General features: G+C 40.9%; 11 protein-coding genes and 1 pseudogene. 7 read left to right on the forward strand and 5 right to left on the reverse strand.

Going from position 1 to position 15,489, the window contains the following annotated elements; all coding sequences use genetic code 11:
• Nucleotides 1–5: 5 nt before the first annotated feature.
• From ilvD to HG267_RS18615, 4 genes are all read left to right on the forward strand, one after another.
• Nucleotides 6–1,709, forward strand: coding sequence for a dihydroxy-acid dehydratase (gene ilvD, locus HG267_RS18600; RefSeq protein ID WP_045868812.1), 1,704 nt, complete (start codon nt 6–8; stop codon nt 1,707–1,709).
• Between the two features lie 536 nt (nt 1,710–2,245).
• On the forward strand, nt 2,246–2,779 hold the full coding sequence (locus HG267_RS18605; RefSeq protein ID WP_155538928.1) for a hypothetical protein: 534 nt from the start codon (nt 2,246–2,248) through the stop codon (nt 2,777–2,779).
• 102 nt (nt 2,780–2,881) lie between these two features.
• On the forward strand, nt 2,882–5,620 hold the full coding sequence (locus tag HG267_RS18610; protein ID WP_045867763.1) for a cation-translocating P-type ATPase: 2,739 nt from the start codon (nt 2,882–2,884) through the stop codon (nt 5,618–5,620).
• Between the two features lie 761 nt (nt 5,621–6,381).
• Entirely contained in the window at nt 6,382–8,049 is a 1,668-nt protein-coding gene (locus tag HG267_RS18615) for an iron uptake porin (protein WP_045867762.1), read from the forward strand.
• A 19-nt stretch (nt 8,050–8,068) separates the two neighbouring features.
• On the opposite strand, the pseudogene HG267_RS18620 reads toward HG267_RS18615, so the two are convergent.
• From HG267_RS18620 to aroC, 4 genes and pseudogenes are all read right to left on the reverse strand, one after another.
• Nucleotides 8,069–9,568, reverse strand: a pseudogene (locus HG267_RS18620) (B12-binding domain-containing radical SAM protein); the annotation flags it as partial.
• Between the two features lie 135 nt (nt 9,569–9,703).
• Nucleotides 9,704–9,958 carry a SemiSWEET transporter gene (locus tag HG267_RS18625; protein WP_045867759.1) on the reverse strand — a complete coding sequence of 85 codons (255 nt, stop codon included), beginning with the start codon at nt 9,956–9,958 and terminating at the stop codon, nt 9,704–9,706.
• Between the two features lie 101 nt (nt 9,959–10,059).
• Nucleotides 10,060–10,284, reverse strand: a complete 225-nt coding sequence (locus tag HG267_RS18630) for a hypothetical protein (protein ID WP_194007821.1) — start codon at nt 10,282–10,284, stop codon at nt 10,060–10,062.
• A 546-nt stretch (nt 10,285–10,830) separates the two neighbouring features.
• Complete coding sequence (aroC, locus tag HG267_RS18635; RefSeq protein WP_045867758.1) at nt 10,831–11,931, reverse strand: chorismate synthase; 1,101 nt, start codon at nt 11,929–11,931, stop codon at nt 10,831–10,833.
• A gap of 192 nt (nt 11,932–12,123) precedes the next feature.
• Between aroC and HG267_RS18640 the strand changes: the two genes are divergently transcribed.
• Entirely contained in the window at nt 12,124–12,663 is a 540-nt protein-coding gene (locus HG267_RS18640) for a GAF domain-containing protein (protein WP_045867757.1), read from the forward strand.
• Nucleotides 12,664–12,676: 13 nt separating this feature from the next.
• On the opposite strand, the gene HG267_RS18645 is transcribed toward HG267_RS18640, so the two are convergent.
• Entirely contained in the window at nt 12,677–13,132 is a 456-nt protein-coding gene (locus tag HG267_RS18645) for a hypothetical protein (protein WP_045867756.1), read from the reverse strand.
• 41 nt (nt 13,133–13,173) lie between these two features.
• Here HG267_RS18645 and HG267_RS18650 point away from each other — a divergent pair, with 41 nt between their 5' ends.
• Together HG267_RS18650 and HG267_RS18655 are read left to right on the forward strand one after the other, a co-directional pair.
• A complete protein-coding gene (locus HG267_RS18650) occupies nt 13,174–13,563 on the forward strand; it encodes a VOC family protein (protein ID WP_045867755.1) in 390 nt (129 codons plus the stop codon).
• Nucleotides 13,564–13,908: 345 nt separating this feature from the next.
• A complete protein-coding gene (locus tag HG267_RS18655; RefSeq protein ID WP_045867754.1) occupies nt 13,909–15,135 on the forward strand; it encodes a class I SAM-dependent methyltransferase in 1,227 nt (408 codons plus the stop codon).
• Nucleotides 15,136–15,489 lie beyond the last annotated feature (354 nt).

Consider the following 15,489-nt stretch of genomic DNA (forward strand, 5'->3'; position numbering starts at 1 on the left):
AAGCAATGTCTGAGAAAACAATTACCGAAAATTTTCGCAGTCAAGCAGTCACGCAAGGGGTACAACGATCGCCAAATCGAGCGATGCTGCGTGCAGTCGGCTTCCAAGATAGGGATTTTAATAAAGCTATTGTGGGTGTGGCGAATTCCTACAGCACCATTACTCCCTGCAACATGGGAATTAATCGCCTCGCACAAAGAGCCGAAGAGGGAATTAAACTAGCTGGGGCAATGCCGCAAATGTTCGGCACAATTACAATTAGTGATGGCATATCTATGGGAACCGAGGGGATGAAATATTCCCTAGTGTCACGAGAAGTCATTGCTGATTCCATTGAAACCGCCTGTAATGGTCAAAGTATGGATGGTGTGATTGCCATCGGCGGTTGTGATAAGAATATGCCAGGGGCAATGATTGCGATCGCTCGGATGAATATCCCTGCTATTTTTGTTTATGGTGGCACCATCAAACCCGGACAGCACAAGGGTAAAGATTTGACTATTGTCAGTTCTTTTGAGGCTGTCGGTGAATATAGCGCCAATAAAATTGACGAAGATGAACTATTAGCCATTGAACGCCAAGCTTGTCCGGGTTCTGGTTCCTGTGGAGGGATGTATACAGCCAACACCATGTCTTCTGCTTTTGAAGCGATGGGAATGAGTTTGCCTTATTCTTCTACAATGGCAGCTGAAGATGATGAAATCGCTGATAGTACGGAAAAATCAGCCAAAGTATTGGTAGAAGCGATTCGCAATCAAATTTTACCCAGACAAATTATCACCCGCAAATCTATAGAAAACGCCATCTCTGTAATTATGGCTGTGGGTGGTTCCACAAATTCTGTATTACATTTTCTCGCGATCGCTCACGCAACTGGTATAGAACTGAGTCTAGATGACTTTGAAACTATCCGTGGTCGCGTCCCTGTGTTGTGCGATTTGAAACCTAGCGGTAGATATGTGGCTACAGACTTACACAAAGTAGGCGGTATTCCCCAAGTCATGAAGATGTTACTTGTGCATGGTTTACTCCACGGCGACTGTATCACCATTACAGGTAAAACTATCGCTGAAGTTTTAGCAGATATCCCCGATGAACCACTCAGCAATCAAGATGTGATTCGTCCGTGGAATCACCCGATGTATGCTCAAGGTCACTTAGCCATCCTCAAAGGCAATCTCGCTACTGAGGGAGCAGTAGCTAAAATTACCGGAGTTAAAAATCCCTGTATTACCGGGCCAGCGCGGGTATTTGACTCCGAGGAAGAATGCTTAGATGCTATCTTGGCAAATAAAATCCAAGCTGGCGATGTGATTATTGTTCGCTATGAAGGCCCCAAAGGCGGCCCAGGAATGCGGGAAATGCTAGCACCCACCTCCGCAATTATTGGTGCAGGGTTAGGTGATGCAGTTGGGTTAATTACCGATGGACGCTTTTCCGGCGGGACTTACGGGATGGTAGTTGGTCATGTTGCTCCCGAAGCCGCTGTTGGTGGTGCGATCGCTTTAGTTGAAGAAGGCGATCGCATCACTATCGATGCTCATTCTCGCTTACTGCAAATCAATATTTCCGATGCAGAATTAGCCAATCGTCGCGCTAAATGGCAACCTCGTCCACCTCGTTATACAAAAGGTACCTTAGCCAAATATGCTAAGTTAGTTTCCTCCAGCAGTGTTGGTGCTGTCACAGATTTGGATTTATTGAAGTAGAGCGTTTTGAAAATAGAATACAACATCATTGGTAGGGGCGTAAATTTGTGCGTTCCTACCAATAGTTCATGTGTAGCCAAAATCTTTTTAGTCTCGTAACGCATTGACACAGCTAAAATGTTTTTTTCTTGTGGGGTGGACATCTTGTCCGCCCTGGACGGGTGAGACATCCATCCCACAAGAGTTTTTTTATGCAGTATTTTAGTAACGCACCGCATTCTCAGCCTGGATGCGTTACTTAACTCATAGATATTCTTTTCAAGAGCATCCGCGCTCACTTTTCATTCACATTTGTCTGTAATCCTAAAAAAAGGATGTGAGTAAAAATAATCGAACTGAGGGTTAAAACTCATGCTTAACTCTACAGTTCTTTCTGCAGTTGGGAAATTATAGCATTCCTATTCAATTCCTTAAAATCATCACTGATGAAGCGAATCAGGAATAAAAGAGAGTTTTGAACAAATCAATATTATTTTACCTATTTATATTTAAATAACGCTAATTTTTTAAATTAATTATTTTCAGGGGTAGAAGTTATGATGAATGCCAATTCCATAAAAAATGCTATAGGCATTATTTCTAACCGTCAGGCTGTAACACAAGTGCTTGATGAACTGATAGCGATTGACTTTCCTATGCAAAAAATTTCTATGTTTGCTACGGAATCAAAACAAAAAAAGTTGCACAATACTCATTCTGGTAATCAAATTGTGACTCCTATTGAAGGAGCTAAAGTAGGTGCAATTACAGGCGGGACAGCAGGAGGAGTGTTAGCAGTTACCACCGGACTTGGTATTTTAATGATTCCCGGTTTTGGCCCTGTATTAGCAGTTGAATCTGTTTTAACTACACTACTGGCGGGTGGAGCAAGTGCAATATTTGGTAGTTTATGCGGTGCATTTCAAGGTTGGGTTGCTCCCGAAAAGCAAGTTAAACTTTGGCAGCCTAGGGAAGATTTTTTGGTGAAGGTAGAGGGGACAGCAGACGAAATTCAGCAAGCAGAATATATTCTTCGCTATTGGGGTGTGCGAGAGTGGCATATTTATGAACTAAGCAAAAGATTACTGTAGATACAGCGATTTGAACTAAAAAATACAGATTTTAACAGAAATTAAAGCTGAGGAATTTGAAGGATAAATTACTGCAATAGATAGTTAAATCAGGATGTAGAAATGCCAGCGAATACCATCAATACAAATAATTCTTCCCATCTAACAAAAGATGTAATCAATTATGAATGGCATACTCTACCAGAAATAGAGGTTGTGCAAACCTTAGTTAGTCATTCAGAAGCCGGCTTGAGCCATCAAGAAGCAACCAAGCGGCATCAACAGATGGGTGCCAATCAACTGAATATTCAAGCGAGAAAAAGCCCTTGGTTAAAATTTATCGAGCAATTTCATCAACCACTACTCTATATATTAATAGCGGCGGGAGTGGTGACTTTACTATTACGAGATTGGATAGATGCAGGAGTGATTTTTAGCGTCACCCTGATTAATGTCATTATTAGCTACATTCAAGAATCCAAAGCAGAAGATGCGATCGCAGCTCTATCTCAAGCTGTGACTACAGAAGCTACTGTGATTCGCGATGGTCAAAAAACTCGTTTGGCTTCCACTGAACTTGTGGTAGGGGATTTGGTACTGTTAGCCTCTGGGGATAAAGTACCTGCAGATTTGCGGCTATTAACTGTGCGTGAGTTACAAGTTGATGAGTCGGCTTTAACTGGAGAATCGGTTCCAGTAGAAAAAACAACTGCATCGCTGGCTGTAGACACACCCTTAGCCGAACGCAACAATATGGCTTACGCTGGCAGTTTTGTCAGCTTTGGTCAAGCCGAAGGGATGGTAGTAGCGATCGCAGATGCTACTGAAACAGGACGCATCTCGCAGTTAATTGAAAGTAGCACGGGGTTGAAAACACCACTCACCAGGAATATTGACAAGTTAAGCAAAACTTTACTGTATGCCATTTTAGGTTTAGCTGCCCTCACCTTTGCAGTTGGATTAGGACAAGGCGAATCTTGGATTGATGTGTTCAAAGCTGCTGTAGCGCTCGTTGTTAGCGCCATTCCCGAGGGTTTACCTGCAATTGTCACAGTGATTTTGTCCATTGGTGTTTCCCGTATGGCGCGACGTAACGCGATTATTCGCAAGTTACCTGCTGTGGAAACATTGGGAAGTACAACCGTTATCTGCTCTGACAAAACTGGCACGTTAACCGAAAATCAGATGACAGTGCAGCAGATTTACGCAGGTGAACAACACTACACCGTTAGCGGTATTGGTTATGCTCCCGATGGTGAAATTTTGCTGAATCGCCAGCCTGTTGATGTCTATACAGAGGGACAGATTGCTCTTGGAGAAACCCTAGCTGCTGGATTGCTGTGCAACGATTCTCACATTGAATGGAAAGACGAACAGTGGAGTTTAGTAGGAACTCCCACCGAGGGAGCATTGATTACGGCGGCTAATAAAGCGGGATTAACCCCAGAAGAATTGCCGAGAATCGATACTATTCCCTTTGAGTCTCAATTCCAATACATGGCGACTTTGCATAAATTAGATAATCAGCAAAGACAAAATGTGATTTATGTCAAAGGTTCGGTAGAGGCGATTCTCCAACGCTGCGATCGCCAGCTCGATGCTCAAGGACAACAAACTGCACTCAATCCTGCGCTTATAGAACAGGAAGTAGCGCAGATGGCAAAGCAAGGTTTACGAGTGCTAGCCTTCGCCAGCAAAAAAGTTGCTGGTCAGCGTTCCTTAGAGCGTCATGATATCGATACCGGACTAGTATTTTTAGGACTTCAAGGCATCATCGATCCGCCTCGTGAAGAAGCGATCGCGGCTGTTGCTGCTTGTCAATCTGCTGGCATCCAAGTGAAAATGATCACCGGCGATCATGCACTCACAGCTGGAGCGATCGCTCGCCAAATGGAAATTTGCTCGGCTGAAGCACAGGTTTTTACAGGAAAGCAATTAGCTCAGATGGATGAAGCCGAATTCAGCCAAGCAGCGGAGCAAGGTAGGGTATTTGCGCGAGTTGCGCCAGAACAAAAGTTGCGTTTAGTCAAAGCCTTGCAACATCAAGGTGAAATTGTGGCGATGACTGGAGATGGTGTCAATGATGCGCCAGCCCTCAAGCAAGCAGATATTGGTGTAGCGATGGGTTTAGCTGGGGCAGAAGTTGCTAAAGAATCTGCAGATATGCTGTTAACAGACGATAACTTCGCCGCCATTGAAGCCGCTGTAGAAGAAGGGCGGGGAGTATATCGCAACTTACGCAAAGCGATCGCCTTCTTGCTACCCATCAACATTGGCGAATCTATGACAATTTTGATTGCCATTTTCCTAGCGATCGCGCTTCCTATCTTACCAATTCAAATTCTCTGGCTAAATATGGTGAGTTCAGTAGGTTTGATTGTTCCCCTCGCCTTTGAGCCAAAATCTCGACGGGTGATGCAACAACCACCACGCAACCCCAGAGAAAGGCTGTTATCGGGTAGCTTACTCCAGCGTATCTTGGCAATTTCTCTCTTCAACTGGCTGGTAATTTTTGGCGTTTTTCAATGGATACTGCAAACTACAGATAATGAAGCCTTAGCCCGCACAATGGCGATTAATGGGTTAGTAGCAGCAGAAGTATTTTATCTACTCAGCATTAGCCAGTTTGTACCATCTGTAATTGCCAAAATTCAAGGTAAACGCAAACCCATAGCCTACGCCCCTGTAATTGGCATTGTGGTTGTAGTCACTTTACAATGTCTGTTCAGTCAGTGGAGCATCATGAATCAAATTTTTGGCACCACACCTTTAACATTTACCCAAGCTCTAATTTGTGTAGCTGTAGGTTTGCCAGTCATATTGATAGCGCTCATCTTGCAGCGTTTCGATCCACTTGACTAAGGGATTTCTGGGGGAAGTAGGGGGAGCAGAGGGGGACGAGGAAGATGAGGGGGATTGGGAAAAGCAAAGGGGCTGGGAGCAGGGGACAAATGACCAATGACCAATGACAAATGACCAAACACCAATTCCCTATATCAAATATGACTGCAATAAACCAAGGTTGTAAAAATTTGATTTTAGTCCAGCCTTATAGAAGCAGTATTTACATCAATATCAAACAATATTTTCTGGCTAGATTTAGGTATTATTATTTATTGAAAATTTTTACTCTTTATAATCGATACAAGTGAGTGATATTTTCATATTTTAAAATTTAAGTTTCTGTAAATTTCGCTACAAAATATTGCCGTTGATACTTCTGCATCATTAAAATGAATTTTTTGCATAAAAAAGTTTAAATTTGTGTATAAAATCACTAAGTTTTATGCATAATAGATACAAATATCATGGGCAAAAAATCTGGGTTTTACATTAGATAGCAAGAGTAAATTGCTCTTTATTGCTCATCTAAATGCAAATAGCTCTTAATAACCCTTGATAAATGTTGCATTTGGTCAAAGTTGTAGAAATTACAGATAAATAGCCGTTGCATAAAGGCTATGAAAGTGCAAGTCATTTGTCTAGATTCCATAAGCTAGGACTTGACTTTATACAGCGAAACAATGTAACGTATCTTACTTTATAGGTGTGCAGAAAGAACTTAATTAATTGCTGTTTATAGCAATTAGTTAGGCGCATTTCGTGGAGAGGAAAACGGAAATATGTCTAATAGATTGTGGAAAAATCTGGTATTACTTCCAGTATTTTTAGGTGCGAATGCGTTGGCTTCATCCAGTGTGATGGCAGCAGAAATATTAAACGCTTCTGACTCAAAAGCAGCAGGAATTGCCACAGAGCAAGCAAACGTTAATCAGCAATTACTTGCTCAAGCTAAAACTGATGAGAATAGAGTTTTAGTAAGTGAAGTTAGTAGCCAAGATTCAATGTCTCAAGTTACGTCAGTTTCTCAATTTTCTGACGTACAGCCAACAGATTGGGCATTTCAAGCTTTGCAATCTTTAGTTGAACGCTACGGTTGTATTGCGGGTTATCCTAATGGAACTTACCGAGGCAATCGGGCTTTAACTCGTTATGAATTTGCTGCAGGTTTGAATGCTTGTTTAGATAGAGTTAATGAACTAATTGCCACAGCAACAGCTGACTTGGTAACAAAACAAGATTTAGCTACCCTGCAGCGTTTACAAGAAGAATTCTCTGCAGAATTAGCAACTTTACGTGGTCGAGTAGATTCTTTAGAAGCACGGACTGCAGAACTAGAAGCCAATCAATTTTCTACTACAACCAAGTTAGTAGGTGAGGCAGTTTTTGCAGTTACCGATAACTTTGGTGATAACGACAATAACAACACTGTATTTCAAAATAGGGTACGTTTAGATTTACAAAGTAGCTTCACGGGTAAAGATACCTTACACACCCGGATTGCGGCTGGTAACTCCACTGGATTAACTTTGCCAAATGGCACATTTGAAGGTACTCAAACCTTTAATCTTAGCCCTAGTACCAATAATAGTGCGTTTATAGATTGGTTGTCTTATTACTTCCCACTGGGTAACTCCCAAGTATATATAGCAGCCAGTGGTGGTATTCACAGCGATTACGCTCCTACCCTCAATCCTTATTTTGAAGGTTTTGATGGTGGTAACGGTGCTTTATCTACCTTTGCATCTGAAAGCCCAATTTACCGGATTGGCGGTGGTGTAGGTGGTGGCGTTAATTTTGTTTTTGGTAAGAGTAATGCTGCTTTCCAACCTTCATTAACTGTAGGTTATTTGGCATCCCAAGGAAACAACCCAGGAGCACGCGCTGGTTTATTTGAAGGTAACTATGCAGCTCTAGCGCAATTGAACTTAAACGTAGGCGATCGCCTGTCTTTTGCTGCTACCTACGTCCACGGTTATCATAATGCTGGAACTGCTTTATTTGACCTAGGCGGAGCCGGAAATGTTGGTGTAGTGGGTACTGCACAGGCCAATTTAGTTGGTGGTGGTAACCCATATAACAGTAATTCCTATGGTTTTGAAGCCGCTTTCAAACCTAGTAACAAACTCTCGATTAGTGGCTTTGTGCTTTACAGCGATATTAGCAGCGTCGTAGGCAACAACAATGATGAAGTTTGGAGCTATGGTCTTGGTGTAGCTTTACCAGATTTCGGCAGACAAGGCAACGTTTTAGGAATTTTTGCGGGTGCTCAACCCTACTTAGGTCGTCTTGGAGGCGATCGCCCTTATCATATTGAAGGTTTCTATAAATATCGTGTCAGCGATAATATCTCCATTACCCCTGGGTTAATTTGGTTAACCAGTCCTGGTCAAGTTGCTAATAGCGATAATGCCATCATTGGTACTTTGAGAACCACTTTCACCTTCTAAAACACCGATTCCTCAATATCAGGAATTTTTGTAGGGTGGGCAGTCCTTTAAGTTGTTTAAAAGCGCGTTTGTAACTGCCTAAAGAATCGCCAAAGTTACGAGTAAGTTCTAATAAGTGAGAGAGTCTGCGATCGCCTCTCGATAACAAAGCTTGGATAATAGACCAATTATAGCTTTCTGGGCGAAAGTCTATGCCTTGGGGTTTTAGCTGTTTCTGTAACATCTGCAACCGCTTCTCGGCTTGTTTATTTACACCAAACCATTGAAATGGTGTATGGGACTTGGGTACAAAGGTGCTACATCCTAGTGTTAACCGCAATCCTGGTGCTATTTTTTTAACATTACGCATCATTGCCACAGTTTGCTCTAAATCTTCTGGTTCTTCGCCAGGAATCCCAACCATTCCATAGAGTTTCAAACTCGATAAGCCACCGGCTTTGGCGTTGACTGCGGCTTGAATAATTTCGTCATTATGCAGCTTTTTGTTGATAATACGGCGTAATTTTTCCGAACCACTTTCTACAGCAATGGTAAGCGATCGCGTGTCTCGTTGTGCCAGAGTTTTTGCTAGCTGTACAGTAACTGTATTGGTGCGTACTGAGGCAATGCTAAGACGGACATCATCATACTTGGGCTGACTGATATAATCTAACAACGTCTCAAATTCTGGATGCTGAGTTACAGAAGCACCTAATAAACCTAACCGCTTGGTAACTTTTAAGCCTCTTTCAATGGCAGGAATTAAAGAACCTTCAAGGCTTGCAGTTCTAAATGGTAACGTCAGATAACTAGCCAAACAGAAGCGGCACATTTCTGGACAACTCCGCACCACTTCCACCATATAAATATTTTCCCATGCTGCCTTTTCTGTCACCACAGTTGAGGCTGAGAGAATATTTCCCCGATAAGTTTGCTTTTGCACTATGGCAGGAATTTCTGCATCAATTGGTGTAATTGACTTTATTTCACCATCTTTGGCGTGATATTCTACCGCATACAAACTCGGAACATAAATTCCTGGGATTTGTGCCAGAGTTTTCAGTTGAATTATTCTAGAAGCATTCCTAACTTCTTTGTAAGCTGTAATAAAATCTCCCAGCAGATTTTCCCCATCTCCTAGCAAAATTACATCAAAAAAATCTGCGAAAGGTTCCGGGTTAGCAGTGAGAACTGGGCCACCACCAAATATTAGCGGATGACTATCCTCCCGCAAAGATGCGCGAATCGGAATTTCTAAAGATTCTAGTAAATTTAAGATATTTACATAATCTAATTCCCAAGAAATAGAAAATCCGACAATTTCGGGATTTATTGGCAGTTGTTCGTGAATATCAGTAAACAGGCGACTCACCTGCACATCATCACGCATTGCCAAATTTGCCCACACCACCTGATATCCCAGGCTAGTGATCCCCACGGTGTACTCATTGGGAAAAGCAAAAATTAGCGGGATAGCGTCAGTGTTGGGGGTACTGGGGGTAAATAAAAGTCGTTCAGCAGAAAATACAGATGATGTCACAGGCGATCGCTTGGGGAGATTTGTCATAATTCATACCTACACAATCAAAAACCACCTCAGTAGGGTTCAATAGAAGTCTGCACAGGTGGATTTTGTTTTCTAGCCCTAGACTTTGAGTCTCAGGGTGCAGTAGGGTTATCTATATTTAATTTTAAGCGATAGAATTATCAGGTTAAAAAATAAAGATACGGTATTAGCAAGAATAATGGGCAAAGCTTGGAGATAAATGCCATAGATTAACCATAAAAATAAACCACTGCTAAATGTAATTAGCATTATGTAAGAAACATCTTTTGCTGACTTTGTTCTCCATGTTTGAAACATTTGTGGTAAGAAAGCCACTGTAGTTAATGTAGCGGCTACTAGTCCTAAAACTGTAATAAAATCCATTAATGCAACCCTATGAAATAATGGCATGATGTGTTGCAGTGCTATACTTTCGGCACTAACACACCCTACTATAATTAGATATATTTAAAATTGGTAGTTTTTTAGCTAAATCGAGAAATTAATTCTTCACGAGATAACTGCAAGAGTAAGGGAGTAAACTCTTCTGGAGGTAACGTTAATAAAGGTGAAATGATAGCTTGCAGTTTGTTATCTAATTCACCAAAGCGAACTTTAAGTAAGTTTTCTACTACTAGACGTTCTCCTTGTTCAATTCCTTGTTGTGTAGCTTGTTCGCGGTCTTGTTGATAAAGTAGTGCTAATCGCATAACCAATTCCCTGTCATCTTCATCTTGACTTTGAGTAAATTGTAAGTTTTGTTGCAAGTTGTACAGTAATTCTAACGCGGCTTTTCTGAAAGGATTAGTAGGAGGAGTTCATCAATTGCTTGTTTTTGCACATTTCCCCTACCAATATTAGTGATTGATTTATTAGTTGTCTAAAAAGCTAGCTCATTTGGGGGATTCTCCCCCAAACCCCCGATTGGGTGACGGTTGCGTCCCCCAAACCCCCTCCAAACTTATTGTTGAGTTTTTTGTGGAGTAACTAGTTTTTTGGTTTTGTTTTCAATTAATTTTCTTAACTGAACTGTATTGGTCATGCGTTGTTATTTTGGCAATGCAACCTAGTTTAAATAATGACGTATTTTATGCAGTAATATTCAAATTTAATGCGTATTTTTATGGCTAAAACTGCATTATGTCAGAACATTCAAATTTATATAGGAGAAATATTGCAGCTGATTCAGTTGTAATTACTGTACTTCGATTTGATTCTTGAGTCTTGAGTTATGACTTTAACTCAAGACTCAGAACTCAGGACTCAGGACTCAACACATGACACTGTCCATGATTTCGTAATAAATGGTCGCACAGAACCAAGGCCACCATTGCTTCTACCATTGGAACTGCACGAGGTAACACGCAAGGATCGTGTCTTCCTTTAGCTGCTAATACAGTTTCTTCGCCTTCACGGGTTACTGTTTTTTGCTCTTTTCTAATTGTCGCTGTCGGCTTAAATGCAACTCGCAAAATTATATTTTCTCCGTTAGAAATTCCTCCCTGAATCCCGCCAGAACGGTTTGTTACAGTGCGAATTTCACCGTTTTCATCAATATAAAATTCGTCGTTATGTTCAATTCCTGTTAACAGCGTTCCTGCAAAACCAGAACCAATTTCAAAACCTTTGCTAGCAGGAAGAGACATTACAGCTTTGGCAATATCTGCTTCTAATTTATCAAAGACTGGTTCGCCTAAACCTTTGGGTACATTCCGCGCTACACATTCGACTACACCACCGATGGAATCGCCTTGTCTACCAGTTTGCTCAATTAATTCAATCATGCGTTCTGCCAACTCTCCATCGGGACAGCGAACGATGTTGCTTTCAACTTGTTCTAAAGTGACAGTGTTGGGATCAATTACGCCTTCTAAGTCTTTGATGCGCTTGACGTAACCGATAATTTCTACATTTGCAAGTTGACGGAGAATTTTTTTAGCGATCGCACCTGCAGCGACTCTGCCAATTGTCTCACGTGCTGACGACCTACCGCCACCTTGCCAGTTACGAATCCCATATTTGGCATCATAAGTTGCATCAGCGTGGGAAGGGCGATACTTCTGAGCCATCTCATCATAGTCTTGGGGACGAGTATCTTTATTTCGCACCAAAATTGAGATCGGAGTTCCTAGAGTTTTACCTTCAAACACTCCAGATAATATCTCGCAGATATCGGCTTCTTTACGAGGTGTGGTAATTTTACTTTGTCCTGGCCGTCTTCTATCTAGCTCTACTTGAATTTCCTCAGCCGAAATTTCCAGTCGCGGTGGACAACCATCAATCACAACTCCCACACCGCCGCCGTGGGATTCTCCAAAAGTAGTAACGCGAAATAGATGACCAAAAGTATTGCCCATGATATTGAAAAAAATAGACCAGGCTTATGTATTTTACCTATAGTTCTGATCAAAGTTAATTTTTCCTTTAGGATTTACCACTGGCCTGCAATGGTATTATTTTGTCAAATGAATGACTATAATTCTGTAATCATCAGCTGATAATTCTTGATTAACAGCAAAACTTACTGAACCACCTATAATTTTAGGTCTGTGCAAATTCATTCTTTCTCAGAATTTGACCCCAGCCCACAAAGTAATTATGAGCAGGGTTTGCAAAGGGTGCTAGACCGTCTAGTCATCACAATGCAGCGAGATGCATTAGTTAGAGAAACGATTAACCAACTGAGAGATGCGCTTCAGGTTGACCGCGTAGTTTTATATTACTTTTACGGCAAATGGCATGGGCAGGTAACTGCGGAATCTGTAGCCTCTAGTGAATACTCGATTTTTGGTTCCAAAGGGCCAGATAATTGTTTTAACCAAGACTATGCCAATTTGTATTTAGCAGGACGAGTCAGAGCGATCGCGGATATTGAATTAGAATCATTGCATGATTGCCACAAAGATTTTCTCCGCAGTTTGCAGGTGCGCGCCAATTTAGTAGTACCAGTTTTGATACCTAAAGGGTTATGGGGATTATTAGTAGCCCATCACTGTCAAGCGCCTCATGTTTGGTCGCTATCAGATATTGAACAGATGCAAACAGCAGCAAATACTTTAGCAACTGCACCTTGTATCGTCGAAAGTTAAATAGGTTGCTTGCTTATCTTGATACATAAACTAGATATAATCTTTGTTGTTGATACCAAAGATATTTAGGATAAAACTCATTTTTCGTTATCCATATTGTGGTGCTGGGCATCGGTTTTTTAATGAAATCTTTAGTTTGATTGCTTTCCTGCCATTCTCTTGGCTTCAAGTCATCAGGTAGTTTGTTTTTCAAGTCGTCATATTTGACTAAATTTTTCTCATTAATTAAAGTTTGAAAATATTCCTTTGGGACATTGACAGCTATTCTGACTTGTGGATCGGGAGTATCACTAATAATTTCATACTTTAAATCTGAATAATTACTAGGTAAAGGCGCACCCAACCACTTTTCTATTACCTCTAAAGGGGGTTCTTGCCCATTCTTAGAACTGTAGTTATTACCAAACTTTAAACAACCAGAAACTAAGAATAAAGGTATTAATAATATAAGTTTTTGATTTTTCCACATATCTTTGCATTTAGAGCAACTATAGCTTAGGAGAAACAAAGATGAAATTTGGTTATACAGTTATTTGGGTAGATGATGTGATGAAGACCGTTGAGTTTTACGAAAAAGCTTTTGGTCTTGTTCGTCGCAAGATTCGGGAGCAGAATCAAGTTACTTGGGCAGAAATGGAAACTGGGGAAACTACACTAGCTTTTTCCTCAACTAATGAAGCCCAAACTTTATTTCCTAATGGCTTCTATGCTAACGATATTATACAAGCGCCTTCCTTAATCCAAATCTCATTGATCACACCTGACGTTGCTACTGCTTATATGAGAGCCTTGGGAGCAGGTGCAAAATCATTAGATGCACCAAAACGTCAAGCTGGTGGACAAATGCTGGCTCGTGTCCGCGATATTAATGGTGTACTGGTGTCATTAGTCAGTGGATAATAAAAATGACAATACTATTTAAAATAGCCAATCTTTGACTAGAATTATCTTGAGTTTTGCTTCCCTAATTCAAAACACACATAAAAAACAGTTACAGATAATTGTAACGTCACAATATGTTGTGTTCCTAGAAAATACTAAAAAATGAATTTTCTAATAAATGTGGATGCGTTACGCTGTCGCTAACGCATCCTACATTGACTTCATTAGCCTGAAATCCAGTGTAATTTAAATCAGTATATTCAAATTAAGTCTGAAACTTTGCAGACTATCAAGCCAAGTTGGTTTTAAATTAAAAATTGATAATCAAATTAATAATGATAGTCTCACTCCACACAAAATTTTATGGATTCTAATCAGGCACTTTGTAAAGCTATTGCTAATCGTATTCAAACTAGTCCCCAACGGCGAATTACTTTTGCTGAATACATGGATATGGTGTTATATCATCCTGAACATGGTTATTATTCCAGCAATGCAGTCAAAATTGGGTTTGAGGGTGGTGATTTTTTTACTTCTGTCCATCTTGGCAATGACTTTGGGGAATTACTAGCAGAACAATTTCTGCAGATGTGGGAAATTTTAGGGCAACCTGATACCTTTTCTCTGGTAGAAATGGGAGCAGGGCAAGGACTGTTAGCGTCACATATCCTTAATTACTGTCAGCAAAACTATTCCAAGTTTTTTGCCGCCTTGGAATATATCATTGTGGAGAAATCGCCATCACTTAAGCAAGAACAGCAGCAAACTTTACAAGATTTCTCTGTACAGTGGTGCGATTTAGAGGAAATAACACCAAATTCCATTACAGGTTGTTTTTTTTCTAATGAATTGGTGGATGCATTGCCAGTACATCAGTTTATTCTAGAAGTAGGGGAACTGCGAGAAATTTATGTGACAACCAGGGGAAAGGGAGATATTGATGTTTCACCTCTACCAACTTTCTCATCTGCGGCTGCTAACCTATCTTTTCCATCATCATTTGTAGAAATTTCCGGGGAACCTTCTACGCCTCGGTTAGCAGAATATTTCGATTTAGTGGAAATCGAAATTACCAAAGGTGCTTATACAGATGGCTACCGTAGTGAGATTAATTTAGCTGCTCTAGATTGGTTGAGTATAGTGGCAGACCGCTTGCAGTGTGGCTATGTGTTAACAATTGATTATGGCTACCCCGCTAGTCGTTACTATAACCCCAGGCGATCGCAAGGAACGTTACAGTGCTATTATCACCATCGGCACCATGACAATCCTTATGTCAACATTGGGCAACAAGACATTACAGCTCATGTTGATTTTACTGCTTTGGAGCGATGGGGCGATCGCTGTGGTTTAGATAAAGTCGGTTTTACCCAGCAAGGATTATTTTTGATGGCTTTAGGGTTAGGCACTCGCATAGCTGCCCTTTCGCATCAAGAACAATCAATTTCACAATTGTTGCGGCGGCGAGAATCTCTACATGAACTTCTTAACCCTTTAGGACTCGGTGGCTTTGGAGTCTTAGTTCAAAGCAAAGGATTAAAAGACAAAGCCATATCGCAATCACTCAAAGGATTAACTGTGCCAGAGTGAAAGTAGGTTGGAGAATGGGTAATGGAAGAAGAGAACTATACAAATAAATTTTGATTCTTGTACAGACGCGATTTATCGCGTCTCTCCAATTCTTGTCACCCTACGCTGAAAACTTAAAACTCTATGTAATCCCGTACTAGTCTTCAGAGACTAAGTAACACTGTTACAGTGAGAACTAGAGCATCAGGAATTAAAAATTATGAGTACTCATGACTTGTTAATGCTAATAACACTACTGACTCCCGGTATTTTACTGTCGGTTGTGATTATGGCAACTTTTGCCGCAGGTGGCTAATCACCATCCGGGAATCAGTATTCAGTTACCAGTTATCAGTCAACACTGTTAACTGGTAA

This window comes from Tolypothrix sp. PCC 7601, from assembly GCF_025677855.1.
Lineage (GTDB): Bacteria > Cyanobacteriota > Cyanobacteriia > Cyanobacteriales > Nostocaceae > Aulosira > Aulosira diplosiphon.